This is a genomic window from Pseudomonas sp. TSO6 (genome assembly GCF_056098905.1).
The window spans coordinates 1-17,220 of the sequence record NZ_JBLZWV010000005.1; the positions used below are offsets into that span (position 1 = coordinate 1).

Annotated in this window: 17 protein-coding genes; 10 read left to right on the forward strand and 7 right to left on the reverse strand. The window is 62.4% G+C overall.

Annotated features, from left to right (window positions below; all coding sequences use genetic code 11):
- Positions 1-78: 78 nt before the first annotated feature.
- The 3 genes from tcyN to tcyJ are packed head-to-tail and all read right to left on the reverse strand — an operon-like array spanning position 79 to position 2,299.
- Positions 79-837: an L-cystine ABC transporter ATP-binding protein TcyN gene (tcyN, locus tag ACN6NG_RS00955; protein WP_063423212.1), complete on the reverse strand. Its 759-nt coding sequence runs from the start codon at positions 835-837 to the stop codon at positions 79-81.
- Positions 838-839: 2 nt separating this feature from the next.
- Entirely contained in the window at positions 840-1,508 is a 669-nt protein-coding gene (gene tcyL, locus ACN6NG_RS00960; protein ID WP_016497537.1) for a cystine ABC transporter permease, read from the reverse strand.
- Positions 1,505-2,299 (reverse strand): cystine ABC transporter substrate-binding protein, encoded by a 795-nt coding sequence (tcyJ, locus tag ACN6NG_RS00965; RefSeq protein ID WP_019472330.1) that lies wholly within the window; start codon positions 2,297-2,299, stop codon positions 1,505-1,507. The genes tcyL and tcyJ overlap by 4 nt, the downstream gene beginning before the upstream one ends.
- Positions 2,300-2,606: 307 nt before the next feature.
- On the opposite strand from tcyJ, the gene epsC reads away from it, so the two are divergent.
- Together epsC and betT are read left to right on the forward strand one after the other, a co-directional pair.
- Positions 2,607-3,539, forward strand: a complete 933-nt coding sequence (epsC, locus tag ACN6NG_RS00970; RefSeq protein WP_063423213.1) for a serine O-acetyltransferase EpsC — start codon at positions 2,607-2,609, stop codon at positions 3,537-3,539.
- Positions 3,540-3,830: 291 nt separating this feature from the next.
- Positions 3,831-5,834 (forward strand): choline transporter BetT, encoded by a 2,004-nt coding sequence (betT, locus tag ACN6NG_RS00975; RefSeq protein WP_063423214.1) that lies wholly within the window; start codon positions 3,831-3,833, stop codon positions 5,832-5,834.
- Between the two features lie 134 nt (positions 5,835-5,968).
- Here the strand turns inward: betT and tauD are convergent, their stop codons facing one another.
- From tauD to tauA, 4 genes are read right to left on the reverse strand one after another with little or no spacing between them, the layout of a single operon-like run.
- Entirely contained in the window at positions 5,969-6,802 is an 834-nt protein-coding gene (tauD, locus tag ACN6NG_RS00980; RefSeq protein WP_016497541.1) for a taurine dioxygenase, read from the reverse strand.
- Between the two features lie 48 nt (positions 6,803-6,850).
- The gene (gene tauC, locus ACN6NG_RS00985; protein WP_063423215.1) at positions 6,851-7,690 is read right to left on the reverse strand and encodes a taurine ABC transporter permease TauC; all 840 of its coding nucleotides are present in this window, start codon (positions 7,688-7,690) and stop codon (positions 6,851-6,853) included.
- A complete protein-coding gene (gene tauB / locus ACN6NG_RS00990; RefSeq protein WP_016497543.1) occupies positions 7,687-8,475 on the reverse strand; it encodes a taurine ABC transporter ATP-binding subunit in 789 nt (262 codons plus the stop codon). Before tauB ends, tauC begins: the two co-directional genes overlap by 4 nt.
- A 13-nt stretch (positions 8,476-8,488) precedes the next feature.
- Positions 8,489-9,460, reverse strand: coding sequence for a taurine ABC transporter substrate-binding protein (gene tauA / locus ACN6NG_RS00995; RefSeq protein WP_016714452.1), 972 nt, complete (start codon positions 9,458-9,460; stop codon positions 8,489-8,491).
- A 520-nt stretch (positions 9,461-9,980) separates the two neighbouring features.
- On the opposite strand from tauA, the gene ACN6NG_RS01000 reads away from it, so the two are divergent.
- The 8 genes from ACN6NG_RS01000 to ACN6NG_RS01035 all read left to right on the forward strand — a co-directional run bounded on the left by ACN6NG_RS01000 (position 9,981) and on the right by ACN6NG_RS01035 (position 17,129).
- Complete coding sequence (locus tag ACN6NG_RS01000) at positions 9,981-11,309, forward strand: OprD family porin (protein WP_019472324.1); 1,329 nt, start codon at positions 9,981-9,983, stop codon at positions 11,307-11,309.
- Positions 11,310-11,474: 165 nt separating this feature from the next.
- Positions 11,475-12,113, forward strand: coding sequence for a peroxiredoxin (locus tag ACN6NG_RS01005; RefSeq protein ID WP_019472323.1), 639 nt, complete (start codon positions 11,475-11,477; stop codon positions 12,111-12,113).
- Between the two features lie 286 nt (positions 12,114-12,399).
- Positions 12,400-12,993 (forward strand): NADPH-dependent FMN reductase, encoded by a 594-nt coding sequence (gene ssuE, locus ACN6NG_RS01010; RefSeq protein ID WP_156867788.1) that lies wholly within the window; start codon positions 12,400-12,402, stop codon positions 12,991-12,993.
- A gap of 85 nt (positions 12,994-13,078) precedes the next feature.
- Complete coding sequence (locus ACN6NG_RS01015) at positions 13,079-14,044, forward strand: sulfonate ABC transporter substrate-binding protein (RefSeq protein ID WP_049277445.1); 966 nt, start codon at positions 13,079-13,081, stop codon at positions 14,042-14,044.
- A 59-nt stretch (positions 14,045-14,103) separates the two neighbouring features.
- Positions 14,104-15,252, forward strand: a complete 1,149-nt coding sequence (gene ssuD, locus ACN6NG_RS01020; protein ID WP_016484400.1) for an FMNH2-dependent alkanesulfonate monooxygenase — start codon at positions 14,104-14,106, stop codon at positions 15,250-15,252.
- A gap of 10 nt (positions 15,253-15,262) precedes the next feature.
- Positions 15,263-16,060 (forward strand): aliphatic sulfonate ABC transporter permease SsuC, encoded by a 798-nt coding sequence (gene ssuC / locus ACN6NG_RS01025; RefSeq protein WP_016497549.1) that lies wholly within the window; start codon positions 15,263-15,265, stop codon positions 16,058-16,060.
- Positions 16,057-16,869: an aliphatic sulfonates ABC transporter ATP-binding protein gene (gene ssuB, locus ACN6NG_RS01030; RefSeq protein ID WP_019472320.1), complete on the forward strand. Its 813-nt coding sequence runs from the start codon at positions 16,057-16,059 to the stop codon at positions 16,867-16,869. Before ssuC ends, ssuB begins: the two co-directional genes overlap by 4 nt.
- Positions 16,870-16,913: 44 nt before the next feature.
- Entirely contained in the window at positions 16,914-17,129 is a 216-nt protein-coding gene (locus ACN6NG_RS01035; protein WP_008095172.1) for a TOBE domain-containing protein, read from the forward strand.
- Positions 17,130-17,220: the final 91 nt, after the last annotated feature.

Here is a 17,220-nt window from a genome sequence, read left to right on the forward strand (position 1 = left end):
CCCACAGGTACGCCACATCATTCAAGCCCTGTGATGTACCTGTGGGAGCTGGCTTGCCGGCGATAGGGCCGGAACAGGTTACTCGGAGGCAGCAGTACCGAGGAACTTGCGCAGGAACTGGCGGGTACGCTCTTCCTTCGGCGCCGCAAACAGTGCCTTGGCCTCGCCCTGTTCCACGATCACGCCCTTGTCGAAGAAGATCACCCGGTTCGCCACGTCCCGGGCAAAGCTCATTTCGTGGGTGACGATGATCATGGTGCGTTTCTCTTCGGCCAGGCCGCGGATGGTCGCCAGCACTTCACCCACCAACTCCGGGTCCAGTGCAGAGGTGGGTTCGTCGAACAGGATCACCTCCGGCTCCATGGCCAGGGCGCGGGCGATGGCCACCCGTTGCTGCTGCCCGCCGGACAGGCGCCGTGGGTAGGCGTCTTCCTTGCCCGCCAGGCCGACCTTGGCCATCAGGCGCCGCCCCAGCTCGACGGCTTGCTCGCGGGGCGTCTTCTTGACGATCACCGGCCCCTCGATCACGTTCTCCAGGGCGGTACGGTGCGGGAACAGGTTGAAGTTCTGAAACACGAACCCGGCCTGCTGGCGCAAGCGGCGTATCGCACTCTGCTGGCCACCCAGCGGGCGGTTGGCATCAATGCTGATGGCGCCTATCTTGATCTGCCCGGCGTCGGGGGTTTCCAGCAGGTTCAGGCAGCGCAGGAAGGTGGTCTTGCCCGAGCCGCTGGGGCCGATGATGGCCACCACTTCGCCGGGCTGCACGGTCAGGTCGATGCCGTTGAGCACGGTCTGGCCCTTGAACCGCTTGGTCAGGCCTTTGACTTCAATCATGCTCATTGCTCCTGGTCATGCTGGTTGACCCGCGCTTCCATGCGGTTCTGGAAGTGCGCGAGGATGCTGCACAGCACCCAGTAGATGACCGCGACCGCCACATACATGGTGAACACTTCGAAGGTGCGTGCGGTAATCAGCTGCGCCTGGCGGAACAGCTCGGGCACCTGGATGGTCGCCGCCAGCGCGGTGTCCTTGACCAGCGAGATAAAGCTGTTGCCCAGCGGCGGCAGGGCGGTGCGCAAGGCTTGGGGCAGGATCGCCCGGCGCATGGCCTGGACGCGGGTCATGCCGATACTGGCGGCAGCTTCCCACTGGCCGCGGTCGATCGAGGAGATCGCCGCACGCAGGATTTCGCAGATGTAGGCCGCCATGTTCAGCGACAGGCCGATCAGCGAAGCCGGGATGGGGTCGAGTTCGATGCCGATCTGCGGCATGCCGAAATAGATCACGAACAACTGCACCAGCAGCGGCGTGCCGCGGAAGAACGACACGTAGATCCGCGCCAGCCAGTTCAGCGGCAAAATCTTCGACAGCCGCATCAGCGCCAGGGCAAAGCCCAGCAGCAGGCCGAAGAACATGCCGCCAACACTGAGCAGCACTGTATAACCCGCGCCCTTCAGCAGGAAGGGCGCGGAGTCGACAACGAGTTGCAGGCTTTCAGCAATCATTTGGTGACATCGGCACCGAAGTATTTTTCGGACAGCTTGGCCAGCGTGCCGTCAGCCTTGAGCTTGTCGATGGCCTTGTTTATGGCTGCCAGCAGTTCAGGCTCGCCCTTGCGCAGGGCCACGCCGCTTTCCAGGCGCGAGAAGGCATCGCCGGCCAGTTCGGTGTCTTTGGCTTTTTGCGCGTATTCCAGCGCGGCCAGGCGGTCGATCAGGATGGCGTCGATACGGCCGTTGCGCAGGTCGGCGAACTTGCTCGGGTCGTCTTCATAGGTGCGCACTTCGGCTTTCGGGACGTCCTGCTTGACCCACTGTTCGTAGTTGGTGCCCAGGCCCACGCCGACTTTCTTGCCGGCCAGGTCTTGCGCCGACTTGATGTTCAGCTGCTCTGCTTTCTTCTTCAGGATCAGGGCCTGGATACCCGAAACGGTGTAGGGCTCAGAGAAATCGTATTTCTTCTTGCGCTCCTCGGAGATGGTCACCTGATTGACCACCACGTCCAGGCGCTTGGATTCCAGCGCGGCAAGGATGCCATCCCACTTGGTCGGCTGGATTTTGGCCTTGACCCCCAGCTCCTTGGCCAGCAGTTCCGAAAGCTCCACCTCGAAGCCGGCCAGCTTGCCGTTCTCGTCCTGGAAGCTGAACGGTGGGTATGTGCCTTCGAGGCCGACGTTGATCACGCCTTTTTCCTGGATGGTCTTCAATTGCTCGCCGGCGAACGCCTGGCTGAGCAGGCCGGCACCCAGCAGGATGGCCAGGCTGGCGTTGAGTAGCGGTTTGGCGAATTTCGACATGTCAGAGCCCCGCGCTTGTTGTGTAAGTAGTGAGGTGGCGACTATAGGGTTGGCTGCTTAGGCCAGGAAATAATAAAAGATTATTTTGTTATTCCATTTTTGATTTGTGCCAGGTGTTGGCTGCTTTGAGGGTAGGCGAGGATGCTCGCTACGTCATCGCGGCTTATGCCTGACTTAGCGCAGGATGGAATAAAGCGTTGTTTTTTCCAAGGGACGGATTTGCCGTAGAGTGGATCGCATGTAGGCAGGCCCGGCCCTTTCGCGGGCCTGGCGAAAAACCAGATGGCCTATACGGCAGGAGAAAACCGTGAGCGAACAACCTTCATCCGCGCACTGGCAGTTGCACAACATCGTTAGCGGCCTGCGCGGCGCCCGTGAGCAATGGCGCACCCGCAATGGCCGTAGCATTGGCGAACAGGGCGGGCGTGAGCTGCCGTCGCGCGAAGCAATGCGGCAGATCCTGGAGCAACTGTGCGGCGCGTTGTTCCCCATGCGCCTTGGGCCTGTGGACCTGCGCGAAGAGAGTGAAGACTTCTACGTTGGCCATACCCTGGATGCCGCGCTGACCGCATTGCTGACCCAGGCGCGCCTGGAGTTGCGCTATGCCGCCCGGCAAAGCAAGGCTGAGCTGGCCAGCGTCGATGGCCATGCGTTGAAGCTGATCCAGGGCTTTGCTGCTGCGCTGCCGGAATTGCGGGTGCTGCTCGACACCGACGTGCTGGCCGCCTATCACGGCGACCCCGCCGCGCGCAGCGTCGATGAAGTGCTGCTGTGCTACCCGGGCATCCTGGCGATCATCCATCACCGCCTGGCGCATCACCTGTACCAGGCCGGCCTGCCGCTGCTGGCGCGGATCAGCTCGGAGCTGGCGCATTCGGCCACCGGTATCGACATCCACCCCGGCGCGCAGATCGGCCCGAGCTTCTTCATCGACCACGGCACCGGCGTGGTCATCGGCGAAACCGCGATCATCGGTGAGCGCGTGCGCATCTACCAGGCGGTGACCCTGGGCGCCAAACGCTTCCCCAGCGATGAGTCGGGCACCCTGCACAAAGGCCTGCCGCGCCATCCGATTGTCGAGGACGATGTGGTGATCTATGCCGGGGCCACAGTGCTGGGGCGCATTACCATCGGCAAAGGTTCGACCATTGGTGGCAATGTGTGGCTGACCCGCAGTGTGCCTGCTGAAAGCAACATCACCCAGGCCAACCTGCAGCTGGATTGCCAGGACAAGAATTGATCTAGCATTTACTTAGCCTGTACCGGCCCTTTCGCGGGTAAACCCGCTCCCACAGGTACTGCACAAGCCTCAGTCTTTGTGGGGTACCTGTGGGAGCGGGTTTACCCGCGAAAGGGCCGGTACAGGACAACACCAATCAGCGCCCCAATTCGCATTGAAATCCGATCCATGTTTAACTTGAACGCTTGTTCAATGTAAAAACGCTGGTCCGCTGCCGGTGTTCAACAGGAGGATTCCTTTGCTGAACCCGTTCATTCCGAACCTCACGTCATTCGACGAGGTGCACGCCCGATGAGTGCACCGAACCCTTCCGCCGCCAACGGCAAAATCCGCATGAACCCCCCGGTGTTCTACTTTGCGGCAAGTTTCATCCTCATCTTTGGCCTGGTGGTCATCTCCAACCCGCAAGCCGCAGGCGACTGGCTGCTGGCGGCGCAGAACTGGGCGGCCAACACGGTCGGCTGGTACTACATGTTGGCCATGACGCTGTACCTGCTCTTCGTGGTGGTCACCGCCTTGTCCGGCTACGGCAAGATCAAGCTCGGTGCCGACCACGACGAACCCGAGTTCAGTTACCTCTCGTGGGCCGGCATGCTGTTCGCCGCCGGCATCAGCATTACCCTGTTCTTCTTCTGTGTTTCCGAGCCGCTGACGCACATGCTGCAACCGCCCCAGGGCGAAGCGGGCACGGCCGAGGCCGGGCGCCAGGCGATGCAGGTCCTGTTCCTGCACTGGGGCCTGCATGGCTGGGGCGTATTCGCCTTTGTCGGCATGGCACTGGCCTACTTCGCCTACCGCCACAACCTGCCGCTGGCGTTGCGTTCGGCGCTGTACCCTCTGATCGGCAAGCGCATCAACGGCCCTATCGGCTACGCAGTGGATGGCTTCGGTATCATTGCCACGGTGTTCGGCCTGGGTGCCGACATGGGCTTTGGCGTACTGCACCTGAACGCCGGCCTGGACTACCTGTTCGGTATCAGCCACAGCCAGTGGGTACAGGTGATCCTCATCACCCTGATGATGGGCGCGGCAGTGGCCGTGGCCGTTGCCGGGGTGGAGAAGGGCGTGCGGGTGATGAGCGACATCAACCTGTTCCTGGCCTGCGCGTTGCTGTTGTTCGTGCTGTTTGCCGGGCCTACCCAACACTTGTTCAACACGCTGATCCAGAACCTGGGTGATTACCTGGGCGCTCTGCCACGCAAGAGTTTTGATGTGTATGCCTACGGTGATAACCGCGACTGGCTGGGCGGCTGGACAGTGTTCTACTGGGCCTGGTGGATTGCCTGGGCGCCGTTCGTGGGCCTGTTCATCGCCCGTATCTCCCGTGGCCGCACCATCCGCGAGTTCGTCTTTGGCGTGCTGCTGATCCCCTTGGGCTTCACCCTGGCGTGGATGTCGATTTTCGGCAACAGCGCCCTGGACCAGGTGATCAACCACGGCATGACCGCGCTGGGCCAGTCGGCACTGGATAACCCGTCCATGAGCCTGTACCTGCTGCTGGAGACCTACCCATGGAGCAAGGCGGTGATCGCCACCACGGTGTTCATCAGCTTCGTGTTCTTCGTGACCTCGGCCGATTCGGGCACTGTGGTGCTGTCGACTCTGTCGGCCAAGGGTGGCGACGCGGACGAGGACGGGCCGAACTGGCTGCGCATCTTCTGGGGCGCGATGACGGCGCTGATCACCAGTGCACTGCTGTTCGCCGGCAGCATCGATTCGCTGAAGTCGGCGGTGGTGCTGACCTCGTTGCCGTTCTCGCTGATTCTGCTGTGCATGATGTGGGGGCTGCACAAGGCGTTTTACCTGGAGTCGCAACGGCAGATCGCGCAGATGCACTCGCTGGCCCCGTTCGCCCAGTCACGTCGCGGCCGTGGCGGCTGGCGCCAGCGCCTGAGCCAGGCGGTGCACTTCCCGTCGCGTGATGAGGTGTACCGCTTCATGGACGATGTGGTGCGCCCGGCGATTGCCGACGTGCGTGAAGTGTTCGAGCAGAAGGGCCTGGTAATAATTACCCAGGACGACCCGAGCCACGACAACGTCAGCCTGAAGATTGGCCATGGCGAGGAACAGCCGTTCATTTACCAGGTGCAGATGCGTGGCTATTTCACGCCATCGTTCGCCCTGGGTGGGCTGGGTACGCAGGAGTTGAAGAACCGCCGCTATTACCGGGCGGAGGTGCACCTGAGCGAAGGCAGCCAGAACTATGACCTGGTGGGCTACAGCAAGGAGCAGATCATCAACGACATCCTCGACCAGTACGAGCGGCACATGCAGTACCTGCATCTGGTCCGTTAGATTGCCGGGGCCGCTTTGCGGCCCATCGCCGGCAAGCCAGCTCCCACAGGTAGCCCACAATCTTCAAACCTGTGGTAATCCTGTGGGAGCTGGCTTGCCGGCGATTGGAGGCCGAAGGCCTCCCCATCGGACTATCAGAAGGGTGCATCCCCAAGGATGGTCGCCCGGTGCATCACCCGCCGGTTCGGCCGGTAATCATCCACCGCAAAATGCTGGGTCACGCGGTTGTCCCAGAACGCCACGTCATTCTCCTGCCAACGCCAGCGAATGCTGAACTCCGGTCGCGTCGCATGGGCGAACAGCAGCCTCAGCAGCGCATCGCTTTCCAGCTCGCTCAGCTCATTGATGCGCGTAGTAAACCCTTCATTGACGAACAACGCCTTGCGCCCGCTCACCGGATGCGTGCGCACCACCGGGTGCGACAGCGGCGGGTTGTTGCGCCGCGTGGCCTCCCAGCGCGCCAGGTCTTCCGGCGTGGTGCCAAAACGCTCCAGCGGGAACGACTTGGTAAAGTCGTGGGTGGCGGTCAGCCCGTCGAGCATCTCGCGCAGCGGCGCCGACAAGGCTTCGAAGGCCGCGATACCGCTGGCCCACAGGGTATCGCCACCGTAGGCCGGCAACTGCTTGGCGCTGAGCACCGCGCCCAGTGCCGGGGTCGGCAAAAAGGTCACGTCGGTGTGCCACACGGCGTTGTCGCGTACATCGGTGACTGCCGTGTCGAGCACCAGCACCTGTGGGGTTTCCGGCACGTTGGGGTAGATCGGGTGAATGTGCAGGTCGCCGAAGCGGGCGGCAAAGCGCGCCTGCTGCTCGGGGTTGATCGGCTGGTCGCGGAAGAACAGCACCTGATGCTTGAGCAGCGCCTGTTCGATGGCGTCGCGTTCTTCTGCAGTGATATCGCGGCTGATGTCCACGCCGCTGATCTGGGCACCGAGGGCCGGGCTGAGAGGGGTAACGGTCAGGCTCATGTCTTTTCTCGTTCTAGGCGCCGGGTTGCCGGCGTGGTCAGTCGGCAATCAGTGGCTCTGCCCGTGCCAGGGCACCAGTTTGCGTTGCAGGGCACGCAGGCTCATTTCCAGGGCGAAGGCGATCAGGGCGATCAGCAAAATACCCAGCACCACCACATCAGTGACCAGGAACTGCGCCGCCGACTGGACCATGAAGCCCAGGCCGCTGGTGGCGGCAATCAGCTCGGCGGCGACCAGTGTGGACCAGCCCACCCCCAGGCCGATGCGGATGCCGGTGAGGATGTCGGGCAGCGCACTGGGCAGGATCACATGGCGTATCAGCTGCGTCTTGGTCGCGCCCAGCGACTGTGCCGCCCGCAGCTTGGCCGGGTCGACCGTGCGCACACCGGTGGCGGTGGCAATGGCGATCGGGGCGAAGATCGCCAGGTAGATCAGCAGCACCTTCGACAGCTCGCCGATACCGCACCAGATGACGATCAACGGCAGGTAGGCCAGCGGCGGGATGGGCCGGTAGAACTCGATCAGCGGGTCGAGGATGCCGCGGGCCACGCGGTTGTAGCCGATGGCGATGCCGACCGGGATCGCGGTCAGGGTCGCGGCCACCAGCGCCAGGCCGATGCGGCCCAGGCTCGCGCCCAGGTGCTGCCACAGGCTGGCGTCCATGTAACCTTGAGTCAGCAGGGTCCAGGCCCTGGCCAGGATGTCACCGGGCGAAGGCAGGAACAGGGGCTCGATCCAGCCGGCGGCCGTCACCAGCCACCAGACCAGCAGCAGGCTGACCATGGTCAGAGTACTGATCCAGCGGGTGGACAATGGCCGGCGCTGCTTGGCGGCTGGCCGGGTTTGGGCGTTGTGTTTGCCGGCGACCGGCAGGTCCAGGCTGCTCATGCGCGCTCCTGCAGGCTTTGGCGTTGGGAGAACACCCGCGCCAGCACATGCTCGCGGGTTTCGATGAAGGCGGGGTCGGACTTGATGGCCCGGGCTGATTCGCCAGCGGCATAGCGCTGGCCGAAGTCCAGTTGCAGGCGCTCCACTACGCGCCCCGGGTTGGGCGCCAGCAGTACCAGCTCACTGGCGAGGAACACCGCTTCTTCGATGTCGTGGGTAATCAGGAACACCGGCTTGGCGGTGCGCTGCCACACCTGCAGCAGCAGTTCCTGCATCTGCTCGCGGGTAAACGCGTCGAGGGCACCGAACGGTTCGTCCATCAGCAATACCCGTGGGTCGGCCGCCAGCGCGCGGGCCAGGCCTACGCGCTGCTTCTGGCCACCGGACAACTGCCAGATGCGCCGTTCGCCAAAGCCATCGAGGTCGACGAGGGCGAGCATTTCGCGGGCCTTGGCCTCACGCTGGGCGCGGGGCACGCCGGCCAGTTCGAGGCCGAAGGCGACATTGCCCAGCACGTTCTGCCATGGCAGCAGGGCATCGTCCTGGAACACCACACCGCGCTCGGCACCAGGGCCCTGCACCGGTACGCCGTCGAGGGTGATGCGCCCGCCGCTGGGGGCGACGAAGCCGGCGATCAGGTTGAGCAGCGAAGTCTTGCCGCTGCCGGAAGGCCCCAGGGCCACCAGCAGCTGGCGTGGCCCCAGGCTCAGGTTGATGTCGGCCAGCACCGGGGTGCTGGCGCCAGGGTACTGTGCGCTGATGCGCTCCAGCTCGAGCAAGGCCATGACGGGCTCCGGATCAGTTTGGAAGGAACTTGGCGCTGACGTACGGCGAGTAGTCCGGCAGTACGGCGTCGACCTTGCCCTGCTGCTTGAGGAAGTTGGCCGTGTCGGTCAGTGCCTGGGTGGTCGGCGCGCCCAGGGCGTTGGCCTGGTCTGCGGCCAGTGGGTACACGTTGCCCTCCAGCAGCACCGGGATGTCGCTGGCCTTGGCGCCGGACAGCTTCACCAGCTTGTCCACGTTGCCCTTGTCGGCCAGCCAGGCTTTCGGGTCCTTGCGGTAGTCGGCGTAGGCATCGAGGGTGACCTTGGCAAAGGCCTTGACCACCTCAGGGTGCTTGTCGGCGAAGTCTTTGCGCACAATCCAGGCATCGAAAGTGGGTGCGCCTTTCTGGGCCAGTTCGCCCGAGGTGATCAGCACCTTGCCGTTTTCCTTGGCCACGCCCAAGGCTGGGTCCCAGACGTAGGTGGCATCGATGTCGCCGCGCTTCCAGGCGGCAATGATGGCCGGTGGCGCCAGGTTGAGGATCTGTACCTTGGACGGGTCGATATTCCAGCTTTTCAGGGCGGCCAGCAGGCTGTAGTGGCCGGTGGAAACGAACGGCACGGCGACCTTCTTGCCGATCAGGTCTTGCGGAGTCTTGATGCTGTCGCGGGCGACCAGCGCTTCACCAGCGCCAATCTGGGTGGCGATGAGGAAGGTCTCGACCGGCAGCTTGCGGGTGGCGGCAGCGGCCAGCGGGCTGGAACCCAGGTAGCCGATTTGCACGTCGCCGCTGGCCACCGCAGTGATCACGTCGGCGCCGTTATCGAACTTGCGCCAGTCGATGCTGGCCTTGCTGGCTTTTTCATAGTCGCCATCGACCTGAGCCACTTTGGCCGGGTCGACGGTGGTCTGGTAGGCCACGGTCAGGTCGGCGGCCTGGGCAAACCAGCTGGTGCTGGCGAGGGTCAGGGCGGCGAACAGGCGCAGCGGAGCGTGCGGGATCATGGTGAACCTCTCGTCAGGCAATCAGGGCGATAGATGGCGAGAAGACTAAATGATCTAAGAATTTAGAAATAAATAACTTTTTTGCATTAGCTTAGGAGCCAAATGCTTTAAGCCCAAGGGGAGTGCGCTCCCACATTGACCGTGAAAGGCCGCCGCGTGGCGAAATCAGAGCGGGCTGCTAGGCTTTTTCGTCCCTATAGAACGATACGGTATTAGGTTATGAGCAAACGTTTGCAAATAACCAATGGTTATTATTCGCGGGGTTGCTACAACGTTTGGCTGTAAAGGTTCCAACCATATTCCGTAAAAATCTTACCAATTCATAAAACGGTCATTTTGGATTTATAGGATTGTCATTATCCTGTAGCGCAGCTGGCGTCTTAGACCAAAGTCGCGAAACGTTTAGAAACGATTGACTTAGTGGTCACGCTTTGGGACTAAATCGCCAATCCACGGTGAGAAGGGGCAGCAGACCCCTCCGCCAGAGATACACAAAAATTAGAACGTAGAGGAGCAAAACATGTACAAGTCCAGCCTGGCTCTGGCCGTGGCACTGGGGGTTCTCGCCCAACAAGCAGGCGCTGCCGGTTTCGTTGAAGACAGCAAACTGTCGCTCAGCTCGCGCACCATGTACTTCAACAACGACAACCGTGATGGCGGTGCTGACAACCGCGAGTCGGGTCAGGGCTTCAAGCTCGACTACATCTCCGGCTTCACTGAAGGCACCGTTGGTTTCGGTGTCGATGCCCAAGCCCTGTGGGGTATCCACCTGGATGGTGGCCGTGGCAAGCACCCAGACAACAGCAGCTTCTTCCCGAGCGACAGCGATGGCTCGGCTGAAAGCCAGTGGGCTCGCGTTGGCGCCAACGCCAAGGCGCGTTTCTCGAAGACCGAAGTTCACTACGGTAGCGCCCTGGCGCCGAACCTGCCGATCCTGGTCTCCAACGATGGCCGTCTGCTGCCGCAAACCTTCGAGGGTGGCACAATCCAGTCGAAGGAAATCGACAACCTGACCATCAACGCCGGTCAGCTGACTCACGCCATGGGCCGTGCTTCGAGCAACCGTACCGGTCTGTCGGTAGCCGGTGCTACCCAGGACAGCAACAAGTTCCGCTACGGCGGCCTGGACTACAAGCTCACTCCAGACCTGACCCTGCAGTACTACTACTCGAACCTGGAAGACTTCTACAAGCAGCACTTCCTGGGCGCGACCCACGTGTTCAAGATCGCTGACGACCAGTCGTTCAAGACCGACCTGCGCTACTTCGACAGCAGCAGCGACGGCAAGAACGGCGAAGCCGGCTACCGCTTCAGCAACAACGGCGGTTATGCCAAGAACACTGGCGAGGTCGACAACAAGACCTGGTCCGCGATGTTCACCTACACCCTGGGTGGCCACTCGCTGATGCTCGGCCACCAGCGCGTCAATGACGACGGTGGTTTCGTCTGGCTGAACCAAGGCAACGTGGTTGACGGCAACGGCCGCAACGAAGGCGCCGGTGGTTCCAGCTTCTACCTGTTCACCGACAGCATGATCAACCAGTTCGCCAAGGCCGGTGAAAACACCACCTTCGGCCAGTACGCCTACGACTTCGCTCGCCTGGGCGTGCCGGGCCTTAAAGCCTCGGTTGCCTACCTGAAAGGTGAAGACGGCAAGAACGCTAACGGCAACGGTACCTTCAGCGAATGGGAACGTGACGCTCGCGTCGACTACGTTATCCAGGAAGGCACCTTCAAGGGCCTGGGCGCCAGCCTGCGTCACGGCGTTTACCGCGGCACTGGCACCAGCTCGCTGGCTGACCAGGATCAGACCCGTCTGATCTTCAACTACACTTACAACTTCCTGTAAGCCGTAGCTGAACAAGAAGCCTCGCTTGATGCGAGGCTTTTTTGTGCCTGCATTTTCGTATGAATTTTGGTTATAAATAAATCGTTATTTATTCTTTTTGTTTTTAACCGAATGCAGGCACATTGAACCCATACGGTACAGAACCCAGCCAAGGAGCCGCAGCCCATGAGCCTCAAACTCGGCGATATCGCCCCCGATTTCGAACAGGATTCCAGCGAAGGCAAAATCCGCTTCCACGAGTGGCTCGGCAACAGCTGGGGGGTGTTGTTCTCCCATCCGGCCGACTTCACCCCGGTGTGCACCACCGAGCTGGGCCTGACCGCCAAACTCAAGGACGACTTTGCCAAGCGTGGGGTCAAGGCCATCGCCCTGTCGGTAGACCCGGTCGACTCGCACCACAAGTGGATCGATGACATCAACGAAACCCAGAACACCGTGGTCAACTTCCCGATCATTGCCGACGCCGACCGCAAGGTGTCCGACCTGTACGACCTGATCCATCCGAACGCCAGCGACACCCTGACCGTGCGCTCTCTGTTCGTCATCGACCCGAACAAGAAGGTGCGCCTGACCATCACCTATCCGGCCAGTACCGGGCGCAACTTCAATGAAATTTTGCGGGTGATCGACTCGCTGCAGCTCACCGACAACCACAAGGTCGCCACGCCAGGTAACTGGCAGGACGGCGACGAGGTGGTAATCGTGCCTTCGCTCAAAGATGAGGAAGAAATCAAGCAGCGCTTCCCCAAAGGTTACCGGGCGGTCAAACCCTATCTGCGCCTGACCCCACAGCCAAATCGTTAAAGGATTCCTCGTTGCATTGCTCTTAGCCAAGCAGGGATTTTCGGGCCGTTTCGACGGCCCTTTTTTATGCCTGCGCAGAATGTGTGGGCCTCTTCGCGGGCACGCCCGCTCCCACAGAAACAGTGCAGACCCGGCTTTCCACATAATCCGGTGGGAGCGGGCGCGCCCGCGAAAAGGCCCTCGCGAATAAAGACAATAATGGAATAACCAAATGAAAAAATATGATTTCTAGATATATATAGCAGCTGTTAATGTCACCTCCAACAGAACACAAGGAAGCGCAGCAATGCTGGTCGTCTCAATCGGTGGTAGCCCAAGTCCTCGTTCACGCTCCGGCGTGCTGCTTGAGCGTTCGCGCCAGTGGCTGCAGGGCCGGGGCGTTGAAGTTGTGACGTTCCAGGTACGTGACTTCCCCGCCGAAGACCTGCTGCATGCCCGTTTCGACAGCCCGCATGTGCAGCACTTCCAGCAGCTGGTAGCCCAGGCCGATGGCCTGATCGTTTCCACCCCGGTGTACAAGGCTTCGTTTGCCGGTGCACTGAAGACTTTGCTGGACCTGCTGCCCGAACGCGCCCTGGCCCACAAGATCGTGTTGCCGATCGCCACCGGCGGCAGCATCGCCCACATGCTGGCGGTGGATTACGCATTGAAACCCGTGCTGTCGGCACTCAAGGCACAAGAGACCCTGCAAGGGATCTTCGCCGACGACAGCCAGGTGTCTTATGCAGACGGCACGAAGCCCGCGCAGTTGGTGCCAGCACTGGAAGAACGCCTGCTGGACTCGCTGGAAACCTTCCACGTTGCCCTGGCCCGTCGGCCACGCCCCGTGGCCCCCGGCGTACTGAACGAACGCCTGATCAGCGCCCGCTGGAGCATCTGACCGGCACAACCCGCTTCACCACCTTACTCGCCCGACAACGAGGCAAGCAGGTGCAACCCGAACCTCATTCGCACAGGAGAGCGCCATGCGCACAGTCTTCTTGCGTCGCGGTCTGGTCGCCCTGTTTGCGGCGGCTGTGTCCTTCGGCGCCATTACCCAAGCCCAGGCCGAAAGCCTGCGTATCGGTTACCAGAAATACGGCACCCTGGTGCTGCTCAAGGCCAAGGGCACGCTGGAAAAGCGCTTGGCCGAGCAGGGCGTGCAGGTGCAGTGGACCGAATTCCCCGGCGGCCCGCAGCTGCTTGAAGGGCTGAACGTCGGCTCCATCGACTTTGGTGTTACCGGCGAAACCCCGCCCGTATTTGCCCAGGCCGCCGGCGCCGATCTGCTCTACGTGGCCTACGAGCCGCCAGCGCCGCACAGCGAAGCGATCCTGGTGCCGAAGGGTTCGTCGATCCAGTCGGTCAAGGAACTCAAAGGCAAGAAAGTCGCCCTCAACAAAGGCTCCAACGTCCACTACCTGCTGGTCCGCGCCCTGGAAGACGCCGGCCTCAAGTACAGCGATATCCAGCCGGTGTACCTGCCACCTGCCGATGCCCGCGCCGCGTTCGAGCGTGGCAGCGTCGATGCCTGGGTGATCTGGGACCCGTACCAGGCCGCTGCGGAAAAACAATTGCAGGCCCGTACCCTGCGTGACGGCAAGGGCCTGGTCGACAACCACCAGTTCTACCTGGCCACCCGCAACTACGCGACCCAGCACCCGGCGGTGATCAACACCCTGATCGAAGAAGTGCGCGCCGTGGGCGAGTGGTCCCAGGCCAACCCGCAGGAAGTGACCGATCAGGTCGCACCGCTGCTCGGCCTGCCCGCAGACATCACCCTGACTTCGGTCAAACGCCAAGGCTACGGTGCAGCACCGCTCACCCCCGAGGTAGTGGCCGCACAACAGAAAATCGCCGACACCTTCCAGGCGCTCAAGCTAATACCCAAGCCGCTGAGCATCAAGGACGTGATCTGGACACCCCCGGCCAAGGTCGCTAGCGCGCCTTGATTGATTCGCCTGTGCCGGGGCGCCGCCCTGGCTGAGCCACCCTTGAGGAGACAACTCCAATGAGCCTTAATATTTTCTGGTTCCTCCCGACCCACGGTGACGGCAAGTACCTGGGCACTTCCGACGGCGCGCGTGCGGTCGACCACGGTTACCTGCAGCAGATCGCGCAGGCCGCCGACCGCCTTGGTTTTGGTGGGGTGCTGATCCCTACCGGCCGTTCCTGCGAGGACTCCTGGCTGGTGGCCGCGTCGCTGATCCCTGTGACCCAGCACCTGAAATTCCTGGTTGCCCTGCGCCCGGGCATCATTTCGCCGACCGTGGCAGCACGCCAGGCTGCGACCCTGGACCGCCTGTCCAATGGCCGTGCCCTGTTCAACCTGGTAACCGGTGGCGACCCGGACGAACTGGCCGGTGATGGCCTGCACCTGAACCATCAGGAACGCTACGAAGCCTCGGTCGAGTTCACCCGTATCTGGCGCAAGGTGCTGGAAGGCGAAAACGTCGATTACGACGGCAAGCACATCCAGGTGAAGGGCGCCAAGCTGCTCTACCCGCCGATTCAGCAACCACGCCCGCCGCTGTATTTCGGCGGTTCGTCCGAGGCCGCTCAGGACCTGGCCGCCGAGCAGGTCGAGTTGTACCTGACCTGGGGCGAGCCGCCGTCAGCCGTTGCCGAGAAAATCGCCCAGGTGCGCGAAAAAGCGGCCGCTCAAGGCCGTGAAGTACGCTTCGGTATCCGCCTGCACGTGATTGTGCGGGAAACCAACGAAGAAGCCTGGGCCGCCGCCGACCGCCTGATCTCGCACCTGGACGATGACACCATCGCCCGTGCCCAGGCCTCGCTGGCGCGCTTCGACTCGGTTGGCCAGCAGCGCATGGCTGCCCTGCACGGCGGCAACCGCGACAACCTGGAAGTCAGCCCCAACCTGTGGGCAGGCGTTGGCCTGGTACGTGGCGGCGCCGGTACCGCGCTGGTAGGCGACGGCCCGACTGTCGCCGCGCGGGTGAAGGAATATGCCGACCTGGGGATCGATACCTTCATCTTCTCGGGTTATCCACACCTCGAAGAGTCTTACCGCGTTGCCGAGCTGCTGTTCCCGCACCTTGATGTTCAGCGCCCGGAGCAACCGAAAACCGGTGGCTACGTGAGCCCGTTCGGCGAGATGGTGGCCAACGACATCCTGCCCAAATCCGTGTCGCAGAGCTGAGGGCCGGGCCATGAGTCGTGCAACTTCCTCCACCCTTACCCAGCGCCTGGCGCCGTGGGCGCTGCCGGTGCTGCTGCTGGCAGTCTGGCAACTGGCGGTCAGCGCTGGCTGGCTGTCGACGCGGATCCTGCCGGCACCTAGCGCAGTGGTCAGCGCCGGCGTCGAGCTGGTGCGCAGCGGCGACATCTGGACCCACCTTGCCATCAGTGGCTGGCGTGCCGGCCTGGGCTTCGCCATCGGCGGCAGCATCGGCCTGGTACTGGGCTTCATCACCGGCCTGTCGAACTGGGGCGAACGCCTGCTCGACAGCTCGGTGCAGATGATCCGTAACGTGCCGCACCTGGCGCTGATCCCGCTGGTGATCCTGTGGTTCGGTATCGACGAGTCGGCAAAGATCTTTCTGGTCGCGCTGGGCACGCTGTTCCCGATCTACCTGAACACCTACCACGGTATTCGCAACGTTGACCCGGCGCTGGTAGAGATGGCGCGCAGCTACGGCTTGTCCGGCTTCAGCCTGTTCCGCCAGGTGATCCTGCCGGGCGCGCTGCCATCGATCCTGGTGGGTGTGCGCTTCGCCCTGGGCTTCATGTGGCTGACCCTGATCGTGGCCGAAACCATTTCGGCGAATGCCGGCATCGGGTACCTGGCGATGAACGCCCGTGAGTTCCTGCAGACCGACGTGGTGGTACTGGCCATCGTCCTGTATGCCGTGCTCGGCAAACTCGCCGACCTCGCCGCCCGCGGCCTGGAACGTGTGTGGCTGCGCTGGCACCCGGCCTATCAAGTGGCCAAGAAGGAGGGCGCATGACCGTGCTCAAGGAACAGCCGCCACGCCTGCTGCGTGGCATCCCGCTGGCCTCCAACGGCCTGCGCAAGACCTTTGGCCAGCGCGAAGTGTTGAAGGGCATCGACCTGCACATTCCGGCCGGCCAGTTCGTTGCCATCGTCGGCCGCAGCGGCTGCGGCAAAAGCACCCTGCTGCGGCTGCTGGCCGGGCTCGACCAGCCTACTGCCGGGCAGTTGCTGGCCGGTGCTGCGCCGCTGGAAGAGGCCCGTGAAGAAACCCGCCTGATGTTCCAGGACGCACGCCTGCTGCCGTGGAAGAAGGTGATCGACAACGTTGGCCTGGGACTGTCGGGTGATTGGCGCCCACGTGCGCTGGAAGCGCTGGATGCGGTTGGCCTGGCCGACCGGGCCAATGAATGGCCGGCAGCCCTCTCGGGTGGCCAGAAGCAGCGTGTGGCCTTGGCCCGCGCCTTGATTCACCAGCCACGCCTGCTGCTGCTGGATGAGCCGCTGGGTGCGCTGGATGCATTGACCCGTATCGAAATGCAGCAACTGATCGAACGCCTGTGGCGTCAGCACGGCTTCACTGTGCTGCTGGTCACCCACGATGTCAGCGAGGCGGTTGCCGTGGCTGACCGGGTGATCCTGATCGAGGACGGCGAAGTCGGGCTTGACCTTACGGTCGACCTGGCACGGCCCAGGGCGCGTGGTTCGCACCGCCTGGCCGCGCTGGAAAGCGAAGTGCTCAACCGTGTTCTGTCGGCCCCGGGCACTGCGCCCGAGCCGGACCCTGTAGCCCCTCTGCCCACGCAGTTGCGTTGGGCGCACTGAACCACTCACTTACCTGACTGAAGCCATAGAGAAGGAATGACATCATGACCATCAAAGCCATCAACGTCCGCAACCAGTTCAAAGGCACCGTGAAAGAAATCCTCGAAGGCCCGGTACTGTCGGAAATCGACGTGCAGACCGCCTCGGGTATCGTCACTTCGGTCATCACCACCCGCTCGGTAAAAGAGCTGGAGCTGCAGGTTGGCAGCGAAGTGATTGCCTTCGTGAAATCGACTGAAGTGTCTATCGCCAAGCTGTGATGAAACTGGCCCATGGGGCTGCTTTGCAGCCCAATCGCCGGCAAGCCAGCTCCCACAGGTACTGCACAGGCTCAAGCATTGTGGTGTACCT

Coding starts and splice junctions, on each gene's coding strand:
- tcyN (WP_063423212.1), bottom strand. CDS start 837: ATGATTGAAGTCAAAGGCCTGACCAAGCGGTTCAAGGGCCAGACCGTG.
- tcyL (WP_016497537.1), bottom strand. CDS start 1,508: ATGATTGCTGAAAGCCTGCAACTCGTTGTCGACTCCGCGCCCTTCCTG.
- tcyJ (WP_019472330.1), bottom strand. CDS start 2,299: ATGTCGAAATTCGCCAAACCGCTACTCAACGCCAGCCTGGCCATCCTG.
- betT (WP_063423214.1), top strand. CDS start 3,831: ATGAGTGCACCGAACCCTTCCGCCGCCAACGGCAAAATCCGCATGAAC.
- tauD (WP_016497541.1), bottom strand. CDS start 6,802: ATGAGCCTGACCGTTACCCCTCTCAGCCCGGCCCTCGGTGCCCAGATC.
- tauC (WP_063423215.1), bottom strand. CDS start 7,690: ATGAGCAGCCTGGACCTGCCGGTCGCCGGCAAACACAACGCCCAAACC.
- tauB (WP_016497543.1), bottom strand. CDS start 8,475: ATGGCCTTGCTCGAGCTGGAGCGCATCAGCGCACAGTACCCTGGCGCC.
- tauA (WP_016714452.1), bottom strand. CDS start 9,460: ATGATCCCGCACGCTCCGCTGCGCCTGTTCGCCGCCCTGACCCTCGCC.
- ACN6NG_RS01000 (WP_019472324.1), top strand. CDS start 9,981: ATGTACAAGTCCAGCCTGGCTCTGGCCGTGGCACTGGGGGTTCTCGCC.
- ACN6NG_RS01005 (WP_019472323.1), top strand. CDS start 11,475: ATGAGCCTCAAACTCGGCGATATCGCCCCCGATTTCGAACAGGATTCC.
- ssuE (WP_156867788.1), top strand. CDS start 12,400: ATGCTGGTCGTCTCAATCGGTGGTAGCCCAAGTCCTCGTTCACGCTCC.
- ACN6NG_RS01015 (WP_049277445.1), top strand. CDS start 13,079: ATGCGCACAGTCTTCTTGCGTCGCGGTCTGGTCGCCCTGTTTGCGGCG.
- ssuD (WP_016484400.1), top strand. CDS start 14,104: ATGAGCCTTAATATTTTCTGGTTCCTCCCGACCCACGGTGACGGCAAG.
- ssuC (WP_016497549.1), top strand. CDS start 15,263: ATGAGTCGTGCAACTTCCTCCACCCTTACCCAGCGCCTGGCGCCGTGG.
- ssuB (WP_019472320.1), top strand. CDS start 16,057: ATGACCGTGCTCAAGGAACAGCCGCCACGCCTGCTGCGTGGCATCCCG.
- ACN6NG_RS01035 (WP_008095172.1), top strand. CDS start 16,914: ATGACCATCAAAGCCATCAACGTCCGCAACCAGTTCAAAGGCACCGTG.